The organism is Rhodoferax fermentans (assembly GCF_002017865.1).
Taxonomy (GTDB): domain Bacteria; phylum Pseudomonadota; class Gammaproteobacteria; order Burkholderiales; family Burkholderiaceae_C; genus Rhodoferax; species Rhodoferax fermentans.
In genome coordinates this window covers 2338076-2350266 of record NZ_MTJN01000002.1, presented here as the reverse complement: position 1 = coordinate 2350266, position 12191 = coordinate 2338076, and the positions used below count along the sequence as shown (strand labels likewise).

The 12191-nt window shown below is 62.3% G+C and carries 13 protein-coding genes; 4 read left to right on the top strand and 9 right to left on the bottom strand.

What is annotated here, in order from left to right; translation table 11 throughout:
• Positions 1-21 precede the first annotated feature (21 nt).
• Positions 22-444 carry a hotdog fold thioesterase gene (locus tag RF819_RS11050; protein WP_078365038.1) on the bottom strand — a complete coding sequence of 141 codons (423 nt, stop codon included), beginning with the start codon at positions 442-444 and terminating at the stop codon, positions 22-24.
• 107 nt (positions 445-551) lie between these two features.
• On the opposite strand from RF819_RS11050, the gene RF819_RS11045 reads away from it, so the two are divergent.
• Positions 552-857, top strand: a complete 306-nt coding sequence (locus tag RF819_RS11045; RefSeq protein WP_078365037.1) for a single stranded DNA-binding domain-containing protein — start codon at positions 552-554, stop codon at positions 855-857.
• 83 nt (positions 858-940) lie between these two features.
• Here RF819_RS11045 and RF819_RS11040 read toward each other — a convergent pair whose 3' ends face one another.
• The 3 genes from RF819_RS11040 to ptsP are packed head-to-tail and all read right to left on the bottom strand — an operon-like array spanning position 941 to position 6202.
• A complete protein-coding gene (locus tag RF819_RS11040; RefSeq protein ID WP_078365036.1) occupies positions 941-2698 on the bottom strand; it encodes a PTS fructose-like transporter subunit IIB in 1758 nt (585 codons plus the stop codon).
• A gap of 43 nt (positions 2699-2741) precedes the next feature.
• A complete protein-coding gene (gene pfkB / locus RF819_RS11035; RefSeq protein ID WP_200223946.1) occupies positions 2742-3722 on the bottom strand; it encodes a 1-phosphofructokinase in 981 nt (326 codons plus the stop codon).
• The gene (ptsP, locus tag RF819_RS11030; RefSeq protein ID WP_078366900.1) at positions 3719-6202 is read right to left on the bottom strand and encodes a phosphoenolpyruvate--protein phosphotransferase; all 2484 of its coding nucleotides are present in this window, start codon (positions 6200-6202) and stop codon (positions 3719-3721) included. The genes pfkB and ptsP overlap by 4 nt, the downstream gene beginning before the upstream one ends.
• Before the next feature lie 180 nt (positions 6203-6382).
• On the opposite strand from ptsP, the gene RF819_RS11025 reads away from it, so the two are divergent.
• Complete coding sequence (locus tag RF819_RS11025; RefSeq protein WP_242472670.1) at positions 6383-7414, top strand: LacI family DNA-binding transcriptional regulator; 1032 nt, start codon at positions 6383-6385, stop codon at positions 7412-7414.
• Positions 7415-7545: 131 nt separating this feature from the next.
• The gene (locus RF819_RS11020; RefSeq protein WP_078365033.1) at positions 7546-7818 is read left to right on the top strand and encodes a hypothetical protein; all 273 of its coding nucleotides are present in this window, start codon (positions 7546-7548) and stop codon (positions 7816-7818) included.
• A gap of 15 nt (positions 7819-7833) precedes the next feature.
• On the opposite strand, the gene RF819_RS11015 is transcribed toward RF819_RS11020, so the two are convergent.
• The 5 genes from RF819_RS11015 to RF819_RS10995 all read right to left on the bottom strand — a co-directional run bounded on the left by RF819_RS11015 (position 7834) and on the right by RF819_RS10995 (position 11050).
• The gene (locus RF819_RS11015) at positions 7834-8712 is read right to left on the bottom strand and encodes a tetratricopeptide repeat protein (RefSeq protein WP_078365032.1); all 879 of its coding nucleotides are present in this window, start codon (positions 8710-8712) and stop codon (positions 7834-7836) included.
• Between the two features lie 165 nt (positions 8713-8877).
• Entirely contained in the window at positions 8878-9093 is a 216-nt protein-coding gene (locus RF819_RS21510; RefSeq protein WP_078365031.1) for a hypothetical protein, read from the bottom strand.
• 136 nt (positions 9094-9229) lie between these two features.
• Positions 9230-9757, bottom strand: a complete 528-nt coding sequence (locus tag RF819_RS11005; RefSeq protein WP_158081265.1) for a disulfide bond formation protein B — start codon at positions 9755-9757, stop codon at positions 9230-9232.
• A gap of 58 nt (positions 9758-9815) precedes the next feature.
• Positions 9816-10427 carry an FMN-dependent NADH-azoreductase gene (locus RF819_RS11000; protein ID WP_078365029.1) on the bottom strand — a complete coding sequence of 204 codons (612 nt, stop codon included), beginning with the start codon at positions 10425-10427 and terminating at the stop codon, positions 9816-9818.
• Between the two features lie 182 nt (positions 10428-10609).
• On the bottom strand, positions 10610-11050 hold the full coding sequence (locus RF819_RS10995) for a DUF4148 domain-containing protein (protein ID WP_158081264.1): 441 nt from the start codon (positions 11048-11050) through the stop codon (positions 10610-10612).
• A 203-nt stretch (positions 11051-11253) separates the two neighbouring features.
• Between RF819_RS10995 and RF819_RS10990 the strand changes: the two genes are divergently transcribed.
• Positions 11254-12186, top strand: a complete 933-nt coding sequence (locus RF819_RS10990; protein WP_078365027.1) for a LysR family transcriptional regulator — start codon at positions 11254-11256, stop codon at positions 12184-12186.
• Positions 12187-12191: the final 5 nt, after the last annotated feature.

Sequence of the window (12191 nt, the reverse complement as noted above, 5' to 3'; positions counted from 1 at the left end):
AGGCCAAAAATCCTTGTAAAGCTATTTGGGTGCCAGCACCGCCATGGTCAGGCGTGAGACACAGCTCAGTTCACCCGCATCGTTGCGCAACTCGACCTGCCAGACCTGGGTGCTGCGACCAATGTGTACCGGGCGTGCTGTGCCGGTGACCCAGCCGCTGCTGACACCGCGCAGGTGGTTGGCGTTGATGTCCAGCCCCACCGCCTGGTGGCCGACCGGGCAGGCGTAGTTGGCCGCCACCGAGCCCAGGGTTTCGGCCAGCACCACACTGACCCCACCGTGCAACAGCCCAAACGGCTGGCGTGTGCGGGCATCGACCGGCACCCGGGCGCTGATGAAGTCCTCACCCACTTCCAGAAACTCAATGCCCAAGTGACTGACTGCGGTGTTGGCGCTCAGGGCGGTGATGGCTGCGACGGAGATGGGTTGTTGCCAGAGGTGCATGGGTGTGAGGCAGAGGGTGAAAGGCAGCGGCACTATAGGTCATGTCCGGCCCTGGCTGACAAGGGCTACCATCCACCCCATTTTTGAACGCTCTGAGGTGGCTACAGATGATTGACGGTTTGATTGCAGGCAAGTTGTTGGGAGACCCGGAGCAGCGTCTGGGCAAGGGGGAGAGTCGTTATGTGGTGGCCAAAGTGCGCGCGCAAGCCGGGGATGGTGAGCACCTGATCGTTAACGTGATTGCTTTTGAGGCGATGTGTTGCCGCGACTTGCTGTTGTTGCGTGATGGTGACTCGGTGGCCCTGTCTGGCAGCCTGACGCCCAAGGCCTGGACCGACAAACAAGGCAACGTCAAACCCGCGCTGGACCTGGTGGCGCAACGGGTGCTGAACGCTTACCAGACTGACGACTGAGACGCTGCCCTGTCACACACGCATGAAAAAGCCCCGCCGCGCTGGTCTGCAGCGCGGCGGGGCTTGTTTTTGGGATGCGGTGCTTAAGCGGCGTTAGCGGCCAGCGGTTTCTTCAGGGCGGCCAAAGCCAGGGCACTGACCACGGTACCGGCCACGATGGCCAGCAGGTAGGCGCCCAGGTTGGTCACGGCATTGGGAATTGGCAGCACAAACACGCCACCGTGAGGCACACGCAACTCGCTGCCCATCACCATCGACAGGGCACCAGCCACGGCCGAGCCAATCATCAGCGCCGGGATCACGCGCAGCGGGTCCTTGGCAGCGAACGGAATCGCGCCTTCGGTGATGAACGAGATGCCCAGCACGGCGGTGGCTTTGCCGGCTTCACGTTCGTCGGCGGTGAAACGGTTCTTGAACAACACGGTGGCCAAGGCCAGCGCCAAGGGCGGAGTCATACCGGCGGCCATCACAGCGGCCATCGGCGCATAAACTTCGCTGGCGATCAGGCCAGTGGCAAAAGCGTAGGCAGCCTTGTTGACCGGGCCACCCATGTCAAAGGCCATCATCGAACCCAGCAGCAAGCCAAGGAAGATCGCGTTGGAGCCTTGCAGGCCTTTGAGCCAAGCGGTGATTGCGGCCAGCACCAGGCTGACGGGTTCACCCACCACGTAATACATCAGCAAGCCCACAATGGCAGTGCCCAGCAGCGGCAGGATCAGCACGGGTTTGAGGCCGTCCAGATTGCGCCCGAGCTGGATCTTGTCGTTGAGGAACTTGACGGTGTAACCGGCCAGGAAGCCAGCCGCAATACCGCCAATAAAACCGGCACCAATCGAGGCGGCGATCATGCCGCCAATCATGCCCGGTGCCAGACCGGGTCGGTCGGCAATCGAGTGCGCGATGAAGCCCGCCAAAATCGGCACCATCAATGCAAAACCGCTCTTGGCACCAATCGTGAACAGGGTCCAGGCCAGTGTGCCCTTGTTGGCATCTTCGTAGACATAAATGCCACCGAGTGCAAAGCCCAGGGCGATCAACAGACCACCGGCCACCACAAACGGGATCATGTAAGACACACCGGTCATCAAGTGCTTGTAGGCACCAGTGCGGCTGGCGCTTTGCTGCGCCTTGGCGGCCTTGACCTGGTCGGCATAGGCCACACCCGTCGCGGGGGCGGCGGCCTTGGCTTCGACCATGGCGGTGCGCACCACCTGGGCACCGTCCTTGATGGCGGCTTTGGTGCTGGTCTCGTAAATGCGTTTGCCGGCAAAACGGCTCAAGTCGACATTGGTGTCGGCAGCAATCAGCACAATCTCGGCGTTGGCCACGTCAGCGGCGGTGAGCGTGTTTTGCGCACCGACCGAGCCCTGGGTTTCGACCTTGATGCTGTAGTTGTTGGCTTTGGCGCCACTCTCCAGGCCCTCGGCGGCCATGAAGGTGTGGGCGATGCCAGTGGGGCACGAGGTGATGGCCACAATTTGCGGCAGGCTCGGGTCGCGTGCGGGTGCAGCGGCGGCGGCAGTCTGTGCGCCTGGGTTGACCTGGCCCAGGGCATGGCGGATCACCGCCTCAGCATCACGGATGGCGGCGACAGTGCTGACTTCGAGCATGTATTTGCCCGCAAAACGTGCGGTGTCGACACGGGTGTCGGCGGCAATGATCACCGCGTCGGCGGTGGCGATGTCCTCGGCACTCAGGGTGTTGCGGGTGCCGACGGAGCCTTGTGTCTCCACACGCAAGCTGTGACCGGTGCGGTCAGCAGCTTGTTGCAGGGCCTCGGCGGCCATGATGGTGTGAGCGATGCCGGTCGGGCAAGCGGTCACTGCGACTATTTTTGACATGGTTTGTTTCCTTGGGTCAGTGAGGGAAAGGGAGTCAGCCGGTTCAGCTGAACGAACTGATATGGACCATTTGGGCCAGTGCCCGCACGGTGTCCGGTGCGGGCAGATGGGGCCCGAGCCGCGCCAGCTTGCCTGCCGCAAACGCGGTTGCCAGGCGGGCACAGTCAGACAAGCCCAGCCCGGCGATCTGTGCCGCAACGATGCCGGCCACCATGGCGTCACCCGCACCCACGGTGCTGATCAGCTCGGTCGGAATGGGGTGCGCCAGCAAAGCCTCTTTGCGGTTGACAAACAGCGCACCGTCGCCGCCCATGGACACCACCACCGTGCCCGGTGCGTTGGGCCGGGCCAGCAGTTCACGTGCAGCTGCCACCACCGAGTTGGCGTCGGTCAGCGTTTGCCCGATGAGCTCGGCCAGCTCGGTCCGGTTGGGCTTGATGATGTCGGGCGCAGCGCCCACGCCTGCGCTGAAGGCAGCGCCACTGGCATCCAGCAGCACATGGGCACCCAGGCTGTGGACATGGGTGATCAGGCGCTGGTAGGTGTCTACCGGCCACTGGGGTGGCAAGCTGCCCGAGGCAACCACCCAGCTGCCCGGGCTGACCATGCCGTCAATACGCGCCAGCAAACGCTCAAACAAGGCCTGGATGGCCTCGGGCTCGAGTGTTGGCCCGGGCATGTTGATGTCGGTGGTATCCCCGCTGCGTTTGTCCACCAGCTTGGTGTTGATGCGCGTGAGGCCATCGAGGTAGAAGAAGCGGTTGTCAATGCCTTTGGCATGGAACAGGGTCTCGAACTGGGCGGCATTGTCACGGCCGATCTGGCCGGTCACAGCGGTAGCCACACCAAAGTCAGCCAGGCACGAGGCGACATTGATGCCCTTGCCACCCACGTCGACCTGCATGCGCACTGCGCGGTTAACTTCGCCCAGACGCAGCTGGTCGACTTCCAGGGTGTGATCCAGCGCCGGGTTCAGCGCCACCGCGACCACGCGCGGGTGGCTGTTGTGCATGGAGGGGTTCATAAAGCACGCACCTCATCGGCGCTGCCTGCGGCCAGCGCACGTTGTGCCAGCTGTTGCATGGCGTTGAAGGAGTCACCGCGCAGGGTGGCTTTGACGGAAGCGATGTCCTGGGCACTCATCGAGAGCTCGTCCACGCCGAGGCCGGTCAGGATGCGTGCGCCCAGCGGGTCACCGGCCAGGCCGCCACAGACACCGACCCAGGTGCCGTGTTTTTTGGCAGCGGCCACGGTGCGAGCGATCAGGTCCAGCACGGCAGGGTGCAGGCTGTCGGCCTGGGCGGCCAATGCGGGATGCTGGCGGTCAATCGCCAGGGTGTACTGGGTCAGGTCATTGGTACCGACCGAGAAGAAGTCCACCAGCGGGGCAAATTTGTCGGCCATCACTGCCACCGCAGGCACTTCAACCATGATGCCGATCTTGAGTTCGGGGCCGTTGACCTGGGCGCGGGCGCGTTCGCAGTGCTCGCGCAGCGCTTCGATCTCGCTGGTATGGGTCACCATCGGGAACATGATGCGGATCGGCCCGTGGGCGGCGGCGCGGTAAAGAGCGCGCAGCTGGGTGTAGAGCAGGTCCTGGCGGATCAGCAGCAGACGTGCGCCACGCACCCCCAGAAACGGGTTTTCTTCCTGCGGCAGGTTCAGGTAGGCCACTTTCTTGTCACCACCGATGTCCAGCGCACGGATGATCAGGGTGCGCCCGCCCATGGCTTCGGTCATCTCACGGTAAACACGGTACTGTTCGTCTTCGTCCGGTGCGCTGTTGCGCTCCAGGAACAAGAACTCGGTGCGCATCAGGCCCACCCCTTCGGCACCGGCTTCGATGGCGACGCTGGCCTGTTTGGCGTTGGCCACGTTGGCGGCGATCTCGATGGTGTGGCCATCGCTGGTGGTGGCGGGCAGATAGCGGCTTTCACGCAAGGTGTTGCGTGCGGCCAGCTGGCGTTCGATCACCGCAGCGGCGGCGTCCTGGTCGGTTTGTGAAACATCCAGGTAAACCGCGCCGACGCTGCCGTCGATCACCGCGAGCTGACCTTCCGGTGCCGCCAGCAGGGCGCTGCCAGCAGCCACCACCGCGGGCAGACCCAGCGTGCGCGCCAGGATCGCGGTGTGCGAGGTCGGGCCACCGCTGCTGATCGCCAGGCCCACCACAAAGGCCATGTCGAGCTGCAAGGTGTCAGACGGGGTCAGGTCTTCGGCCACCAGAATGCTGGGTTGCGTGAGCACCAGGCGCTGGCGCTCGATGCCCAGCATACGTGCCAGCACCCGCTCACCCACATCGCGCAGGTCCAGCGCCCGGGCGGCGAGCAGCGGATCGGCCACACCCTGGAGTTTTTCGACCCGGGTCTGCAAGGCGTTTTGCCAAGCCCAGGCGGCACCATGGCCGCGCAGGATGCTGGCCAGCGCATCGCGCAGCAGGTCGGCATCGGCGATGAGTTCGCGGTGCGCCGCAAAAATGGCTGCCTCGGTGGCACCAAGACGGCTGCGGGTCTGGGCCTCCAGGGTCTCGAGTTCCTGGCTGATGGCCAGCACCGCGGCCTCCAGGGCTTCACCTTCGGCCACCACATCACCCGGGACATCGTGCACATCAAACTGGTGGCTGACGTGGCGCACCAGGGCACCAATTGCCAAGCCGGGGCTGGCACCAATGCCGTAAATCGCCTGCGGACTGCCACCGGGCAGCCAGTCGGGGGCGCTGCGACGTGCTGCCAGCGCGTTGCGGCGGGCACGTTCGGCATCGGCCTTCTCTTCGCTGGACAGGGAATGCACCACGTCCAGCAAGGCGTCGACCGCGCGCCGGGCGTCCGGGCCACGGGCGGCGAAACGCAGGCTGTCGCCACGTGCTGCGCCCAAGGACAACAAGCCGGTCAACGCCTTGGCGTCGGCAAATTCCTGGCCTTTGTAGACACGCAGTTCACAGGCAAAACGTTTGGCGGTGTCAACCCAGCGCGTGGCCGGGCGAGCATGCAGGCCATTGGGGTAGTCCAGGGTCCAGACCGACTGCGCATCGTTGGGCCATTCCTGCACGGCGGCGACCGGGCTGGCGGCTTGAACCGGTTCGTCAGCCAGGGTGCCCACAATCAGTTGGGCGTCGTTGGTGGCCACCAGGCTCTCGATGCTTTGTGGCCGTTGCATCAGACGTGTGAGGCGGCGCAGCAGCACGATGTGTTCGTCCGATTTGGCGGCAATCGCCACCACCAGTTGCGCCCTGTCACCGTCTTTCCAGCTCACGCCATCACGGAACTGCACCACCGCCACGCCGGTGTGGTGGATCAGATGCCGGTCTTCCACCATGCCGTGCGGAATTGCCACGGCCGAGCCCAGAAAGGTGTTGGCGACCTCTTCGCGTTTGAGCATGCTGTCGACATAACCGGGGTCGATATAACCCGCATCCACCAGCAGTTGCCCGGCAAGGCGCACCGCTTCGGTCTTGTTGCTGGCCTGGGCGTTCAGCTTCACGCAGGCGGTTGTCATGGTTTCCATCCGTGTCTCCTTGCAGATCAATGGCGTACTTCGTGGTTTTTGCAAAATGATGTAATCGTTTACATATTCATTGTCGACCAAATCATCGGATTTCTGTGCGCTTTTTGGGTGAAAAATACTAGGGTTTACCCTAAATTTGGAGTCTTACGGATTTGAAATGGCGCATCAGAACTGGTTCTGATGCACAATAAATGGAATCGATTACATGGTAAGTTCGGAGGCGTGATGGTCAAGATCGTGGATGTGGCAAAGCAGGCTGGGGTGTCCACAGCCTCGGTCTCCCGGGTCATTTCGGGTTTGCCCGGCGTCAGCGAAGAGACCCGTAAACGCGTCAATGCAGCGGTCAAAGCGCTGGGTTACCGCCCCGATCTGGCCGCCAGGCGCCTGCGCTCCGGGCGCACCGACACCCTGGGTCTGATCGTGTCGGACATTCGCAACCCTTTCTTCACCGAAATCAGCCGCGCGGTGGAAGACGTGGCCTACCAGCACCGCATGCGGGTGTTGCTGTGTAATGCCGACGAAGACCCCGAAAAAGAAGCCTTTTACCTGGAGATGATGCGTGATGAAAACGTCAGCGGCGTCATTCTCTCGCCCACCTTGTCGCTGCTGACGGACTTTCGGCCACAGGATCATCCGTTTCCGATGGTGCTGGTAGACCGCTGCGAACGCGATGTGGAAGCAGATGCCGTCATGTTGGACAACTTTGACGCCGCGTACCGCCTGACCGAGCACCTGATCACCCAAGGCTACCGCCGTGTTGTGTTCTTGTATGGCTCGGTGGGCTCGACCGGGCCGCAGCGCTACCAGGGTTACCTGGCCGCCATGTCGGAGGCCGGCATCACCCCCGAGGCTGAACCGATCACCCCGCGCAGCGAACGCGCCCGCGAGGTGGCCGAACGCATGCTCAAACGCAGGCCCTTGCCCGACGCACTGATGGCCAGCAGTGGGCTGGTGTTGCAAGGCATTGTCGAGGCGGTCAAGGAGGCCGGGGTAAAGGTGCCCAAGGACATCGCGATCGCGGGTTTTGACGACCTGCCTTGGACCAGTCTGGTGACGCCGGACATCACCGTGATCCGCCAACCCACCAATGAAATCGGGCAGACCGCGCTGCGTCTGCTGCTGGAGCGGGTGGTGATGCCCGAGCGGGCGGTGCGCCGGGTGGTGCTGCGTGGCGAGCTGATGGTGCGCGGATCAACCCAAGCCAGGGTCTGACAGCTGGCGCATGCCATGCGACCTGGCTGCGCATTGGGGTTATGATGCTTTTCGGGCTGTAGCCCTTTTATGGATTGCCTAAGCAGCTACTAACCATATAGCAGTTTGACCCACTGACTTTTTGCCTACCTATGCCAACAGATGCCCTGCTGACCCTCAAATTGCCCGAGGGCTACTCTTTTGCCGACCTCAAGCTGCGCCGCTGCGCGGACGACGCCATTGACCTGGACATGGATCTGGTCAAGCTGATCTGCGGCATCAACGGCCTGGACTTTGACAAGGTCTGCCAGGACCCCGGGCCGGTGGTGACCAGCATTCTGACGGTCTGGTACAAGAGCCACCTCGCGCAAGGTGGCCAGCCAGATGCGTTGATGGAGCAGCTCCGCCAACCGCAGCGACACTGAACTGAGCAGCTGGGCTCAGCTGTCCCAGTCTCCACCGCCGACGTCGCCGCCCGCGTCATCGTCCCACGCGGTGTCACTGATGCCGAAGTTATTGCCGCCCAGGTCGGCGTTTTCTGCCAAGGGTTCATATCGGCTGTTGTCAGGCTGAAGGGTCTGGGGCACGGTGGCATTGTGATCACCCATCACCTGGCGCCCTATGGCCTCGGCCGCCATCACACCCGCGCCAACCGCCAGTCCAGTCGCCACACCACCCATGATGCGGCCACCCAAACCGGTTCCAGCTGAAGGCGGGTAACTTTGGGGGTAAGCCGATGGTGGATATGGAGTCGAGCTTGGCGGGACACCGCCGCCCAGACCCCAAGCTTGGGCAGCTTTGAGCCCGCCTGGATCCACTGCCGCCGGTGCTTGCCCGCGTGGCTGGGGCACCCGGCGCCGGAAGATGAGGTAGCCGCCAAGCATCACAGCGGCGGCCAGCAGCAGCGGCAACACCCAGGCACTGGCCGAAGGCTGTGCCGCCAGCTGCCCGGCATCAGACGCCAAAGAGCTTCGCGTGCTTGGGGCCTGGTGTTTGGCTGCCAGTTGCGTGCGAAGCGCCTGGACAGACTCTGACTTGGCGAAGGGTAAGCCGGGAGCCAGCTGGTCTGCGGTGGCCAAGGACTCGCGTGCCAAGTCCAGTTGGCCTTGGCGAGCGTACAGCTCTGCCTGGACAAAAAAGGCCTTGGCACTGCGGGGATGTGCAATCAGCACCTGCTGCACCATCAGCTGGGCAGCATCGAGTTTGCCGGCCTGTGCGGTGGCATAAATCTGGTTCATCGACGGCTCGGTCTGCGCCATGGCCAACCCGGCGCCCCAAAGAGAGGCCACCAGAACCAGCCTGGCGAGCACTCTGAACATAAATGGATGCATGAAGCTAGCTTTCTGATTGATACAGGCCACCGGGAAACTCACCGGCGGACATTCAGATGTTGTGCTGGGCGTTGTGTGACACCACAAAGCAAAAAAGGCCCGCAGACTGCGGGCCTCCTTGCCAGATGGGTTGCGCCCATCGCTGTTGTTGATTTACTGCGCAGCAGAAGCCTTGGGAGCGGCTTTCTTGGCGGCGTGTTTCTTGACTGTTTTCTTGGCGGGGGTGGTCACGGGTGCGGCTGCATCAGCCGGTGCCGTGGTTGCGGCGGGTGCTACGGGTGCAGCGGTGGCAGCAGGCGTTGCGGCAAATGCCAGGCCAGAGCCCAAAACGGCGGTTGCGATGCACAGGGCGGTAATACTTGATTTCATGAGGAGTCCTTTCGAGGGCCAGTGGTTGTCTGTAACGGTTGTGTTGGCTGTCAACCAACTGGGAGCAACTGTACGGACGCCAACTTAGGACCGCCTTAGGGAAAACTTAGTCCTGGCTTAAGCCAGCTCCACCCGCCTACACACGCCCCTTGTTGGGCCACACCTGCGCCACCACCACCGCAGCAGCCAGCAAGGCCATACCACCCAAAGCGATACCGATCCAGAACGTGACCGACCCGCCCAAAAAAGTCCAGCTCACGGTGCCACACATGGCGCGTGGCTCAAACACATTGGGCAACCACTGCTCCAGCGGCAGCCAGTCCGGAAAGCCCTTGAAACGTTTGCAACTGGCGTCGCCGCCAGCAGCCACGATGCGCTCCAGGTCCAGCAGCAACACCACACGCGACAAACTCCAGCCCAAGGCCCCGACCCAGGCCGTCAAAGCCAGCAGCCGCATCGGCCAATAGCTAGGGGCCAAGGCGCCCATCACCCCGGCAAGCGCAATGCCCAGCACACCAGCACGGATGTAAATGCACTCGTTGCAGGGTTCGACGTGCAACACATGTTGCAAAAACAGGGCGATGCCATCCAGCACCAGCGCCAGGGCTGCCAGCAGCAGCCAGGAGCGGCGTTGGGTAGACAGGGTATGAAGGGTTCTGAGCACGTTGTGGACCTCTGTGAGTCTGCCGCAACCAGCGCGGCAAACCATAAACACAGACAGTTTAGTGGGCGGCGGTGGCAATCTCGTTTTGAGCCGCAGTCATGGCGGCGGCTTTGGCAGCCTCCCCCATGGCCAGACCTTCGGCGCGCACGATGCGCACGTCGGTGATACCAAAGAAGCCAAACACCACCTTCAGGTAACTTTCCTGGTGTTCCATGGCCTGGCCACCTTCGCTGGTGGAATAGGCACCACCCCGGGTGGAGGCCACGATCACCGTCTTGCCGGTGGCCAGACCGGTCGGGCCCTTGTCGGTGTAGGTGAAGGTGCGGCCCGGCTGGGCCAGGCGGTCAATCCAGGCCTTGAGCTGGGTCGGGATGGAGAAGTTGTAAAACGGTGCGCCCACCACAATCACATCGGCAGCCAGGAACTGGCTCACCAGCTTCTCGGACAAAGCGTTCTCGGCACGTTGTACCTCGGTCGGCTCAGCCTGAGCAACCCCCTTGATGGCCAACGCGTCCGCGCCAAAATGGTTGATCGGGTTGGCGGCCACATCCAGGTATTCCACCGTGGTGTCGGGATGGCCCTTGAGCCACTGTGCCACCACCTCGGCGGTGAGCTGGCGGGAGGCGGAATAGGTGCCCAGGATGCTGGAGTCAACGTGCAGTAATTTCATGGTGAAAGCTCGGGTTGGGTGGAAAACCCAGCACAACGGTGCTGAGGGTTCATTGATTCTATTTTTGGCGATATGTTTTTATAACAAGCTGATTCGGGAAATACTGTTCCAAATTCGAAACAATGAACCCTTGATGGGCCTGGGTTGCCCCAGGCCCTGTGGCCAGATCGGCCACGGTCACCTTAGTTGTGGCCGTAGAGCTTGCTGAAGTCGTCGCCACGGCGTTGTGCTTGTTCCAGCTCGGCCAGCACTTGGGCACGGGTCACGCCGGGTGTCACAGCCTTGGCCGGGTACTGGCTGGGGTACAACTCGTTGAGCAGCTTGCCGGAGTTGCCGCCGGCCACGATGTCACCCGTGCGTTGCGCTTGTGCCAGCTCGGCCAGCACTTGGGCGCGGGTCTTGCCTTGGGTCACGGCTTTGGCTGGGTATTGGCTGGGGTACAACTCGTTGAGCAACTTGCCCGAATTGCCTTGGGCCAGGATGTGGCCGGTGCGCTGGGCTTCCAGCAATTCAGCACGGACCTGGTCACGTGTTTTGGGGGCAGAAGCGTCGGCAGCGAAGGTATTGCCAGCCACCAAAGCAGCCAAAGAGAGGGTCAGAGCAGAGAGTGTTTTGCGGTTCATGATGTATTTCCTGAAAGAGTTTAAAAATGCCGGCAGACAATTTTTTGAGGTCTGTCCGGGTTCTTCGAAACACGGTGTTGAAGGTGTTTCGTCGATGGGATGAACTGTAAAGTTTCTGTTTAAGAAGAAAAATAGCCTATTTGTCACTGACACATTGCTATTTAAGAAATAATCAAGCCCTTGAAATGCCATTCAGGTGCACCATGGACCGATTGCTGTCAATGCGGGTTTTTCAAAAAGTCATCGACGAAGGTGGCTTTGCGGCGGCCTCACGTGCGCTCGATATCTCGCCAGCGGTGGTGACGCGCCTGGTGGCCGACCTGGAAGACCATCTGGGCACCCGTTTGTTACACCGCAGCACCCGGCGTTTGTCACTCAGCGTGGCGGGTGAGGCCTATCTGGCGCGGGTGCGCCTGATCCTGCAGGACATTGATGACGCCGACAGCCTGGCCAGTTCACAAACACACGAGCCTGAAGGCGTTCTGCGGGTGTTGGCACCACCGGTGTTGGCCACCCATGTGCTTGCGCCACTGATTGCAGACTTCAGGCAGTTGCATCCGAAGATCCAGCTCAACATTGAGGTGGCCTCGTTCAAGGAGCCACCGATTGAGGACTACGACATCAGCTTGCTGCCGACCGAGGCAGACTTTGATGCCGACCTGGTTGCCCGCAAGATTTCCGCCACTGAGGCCATCCTGGTGGCCTCACCCGCCTACATCCAGCGCAAGAATGTGCCGGTGAGCCCGCAAGACCTGGCCCAGCATGAGGTGCTGCGCCTGACCGTCTCGGGTCGGCCGAGTAACACCTGGCGCCTGTTCAACTCGGCGCTTCAGGACGAGGTGCTGGATGTGGCCGTGCAGCCCGTTCTGTGGAGCAACCACACCGACACCCTGATGCGCGCGGTACTGGACGGTGCGGGCATCACCTCGGTGGCGGTGGACCTGGCTGCCCCCTACCTGTCGAGTGGCCAACTGATCCGGGTGCTGCGTCCCTGGATCACTGGCCGCCTGGCCATTTACGCGGCCCTGCCCAGCCGGCAGTTCCTGCCCGAGCGCACCCGTGTGTTCCTGGAGTTTTTGACCGAGCGCACCCGCCGGGAAGCCAGCAGCGCGGTATTGGCTTGCGAGGCCTGCTGACCCGT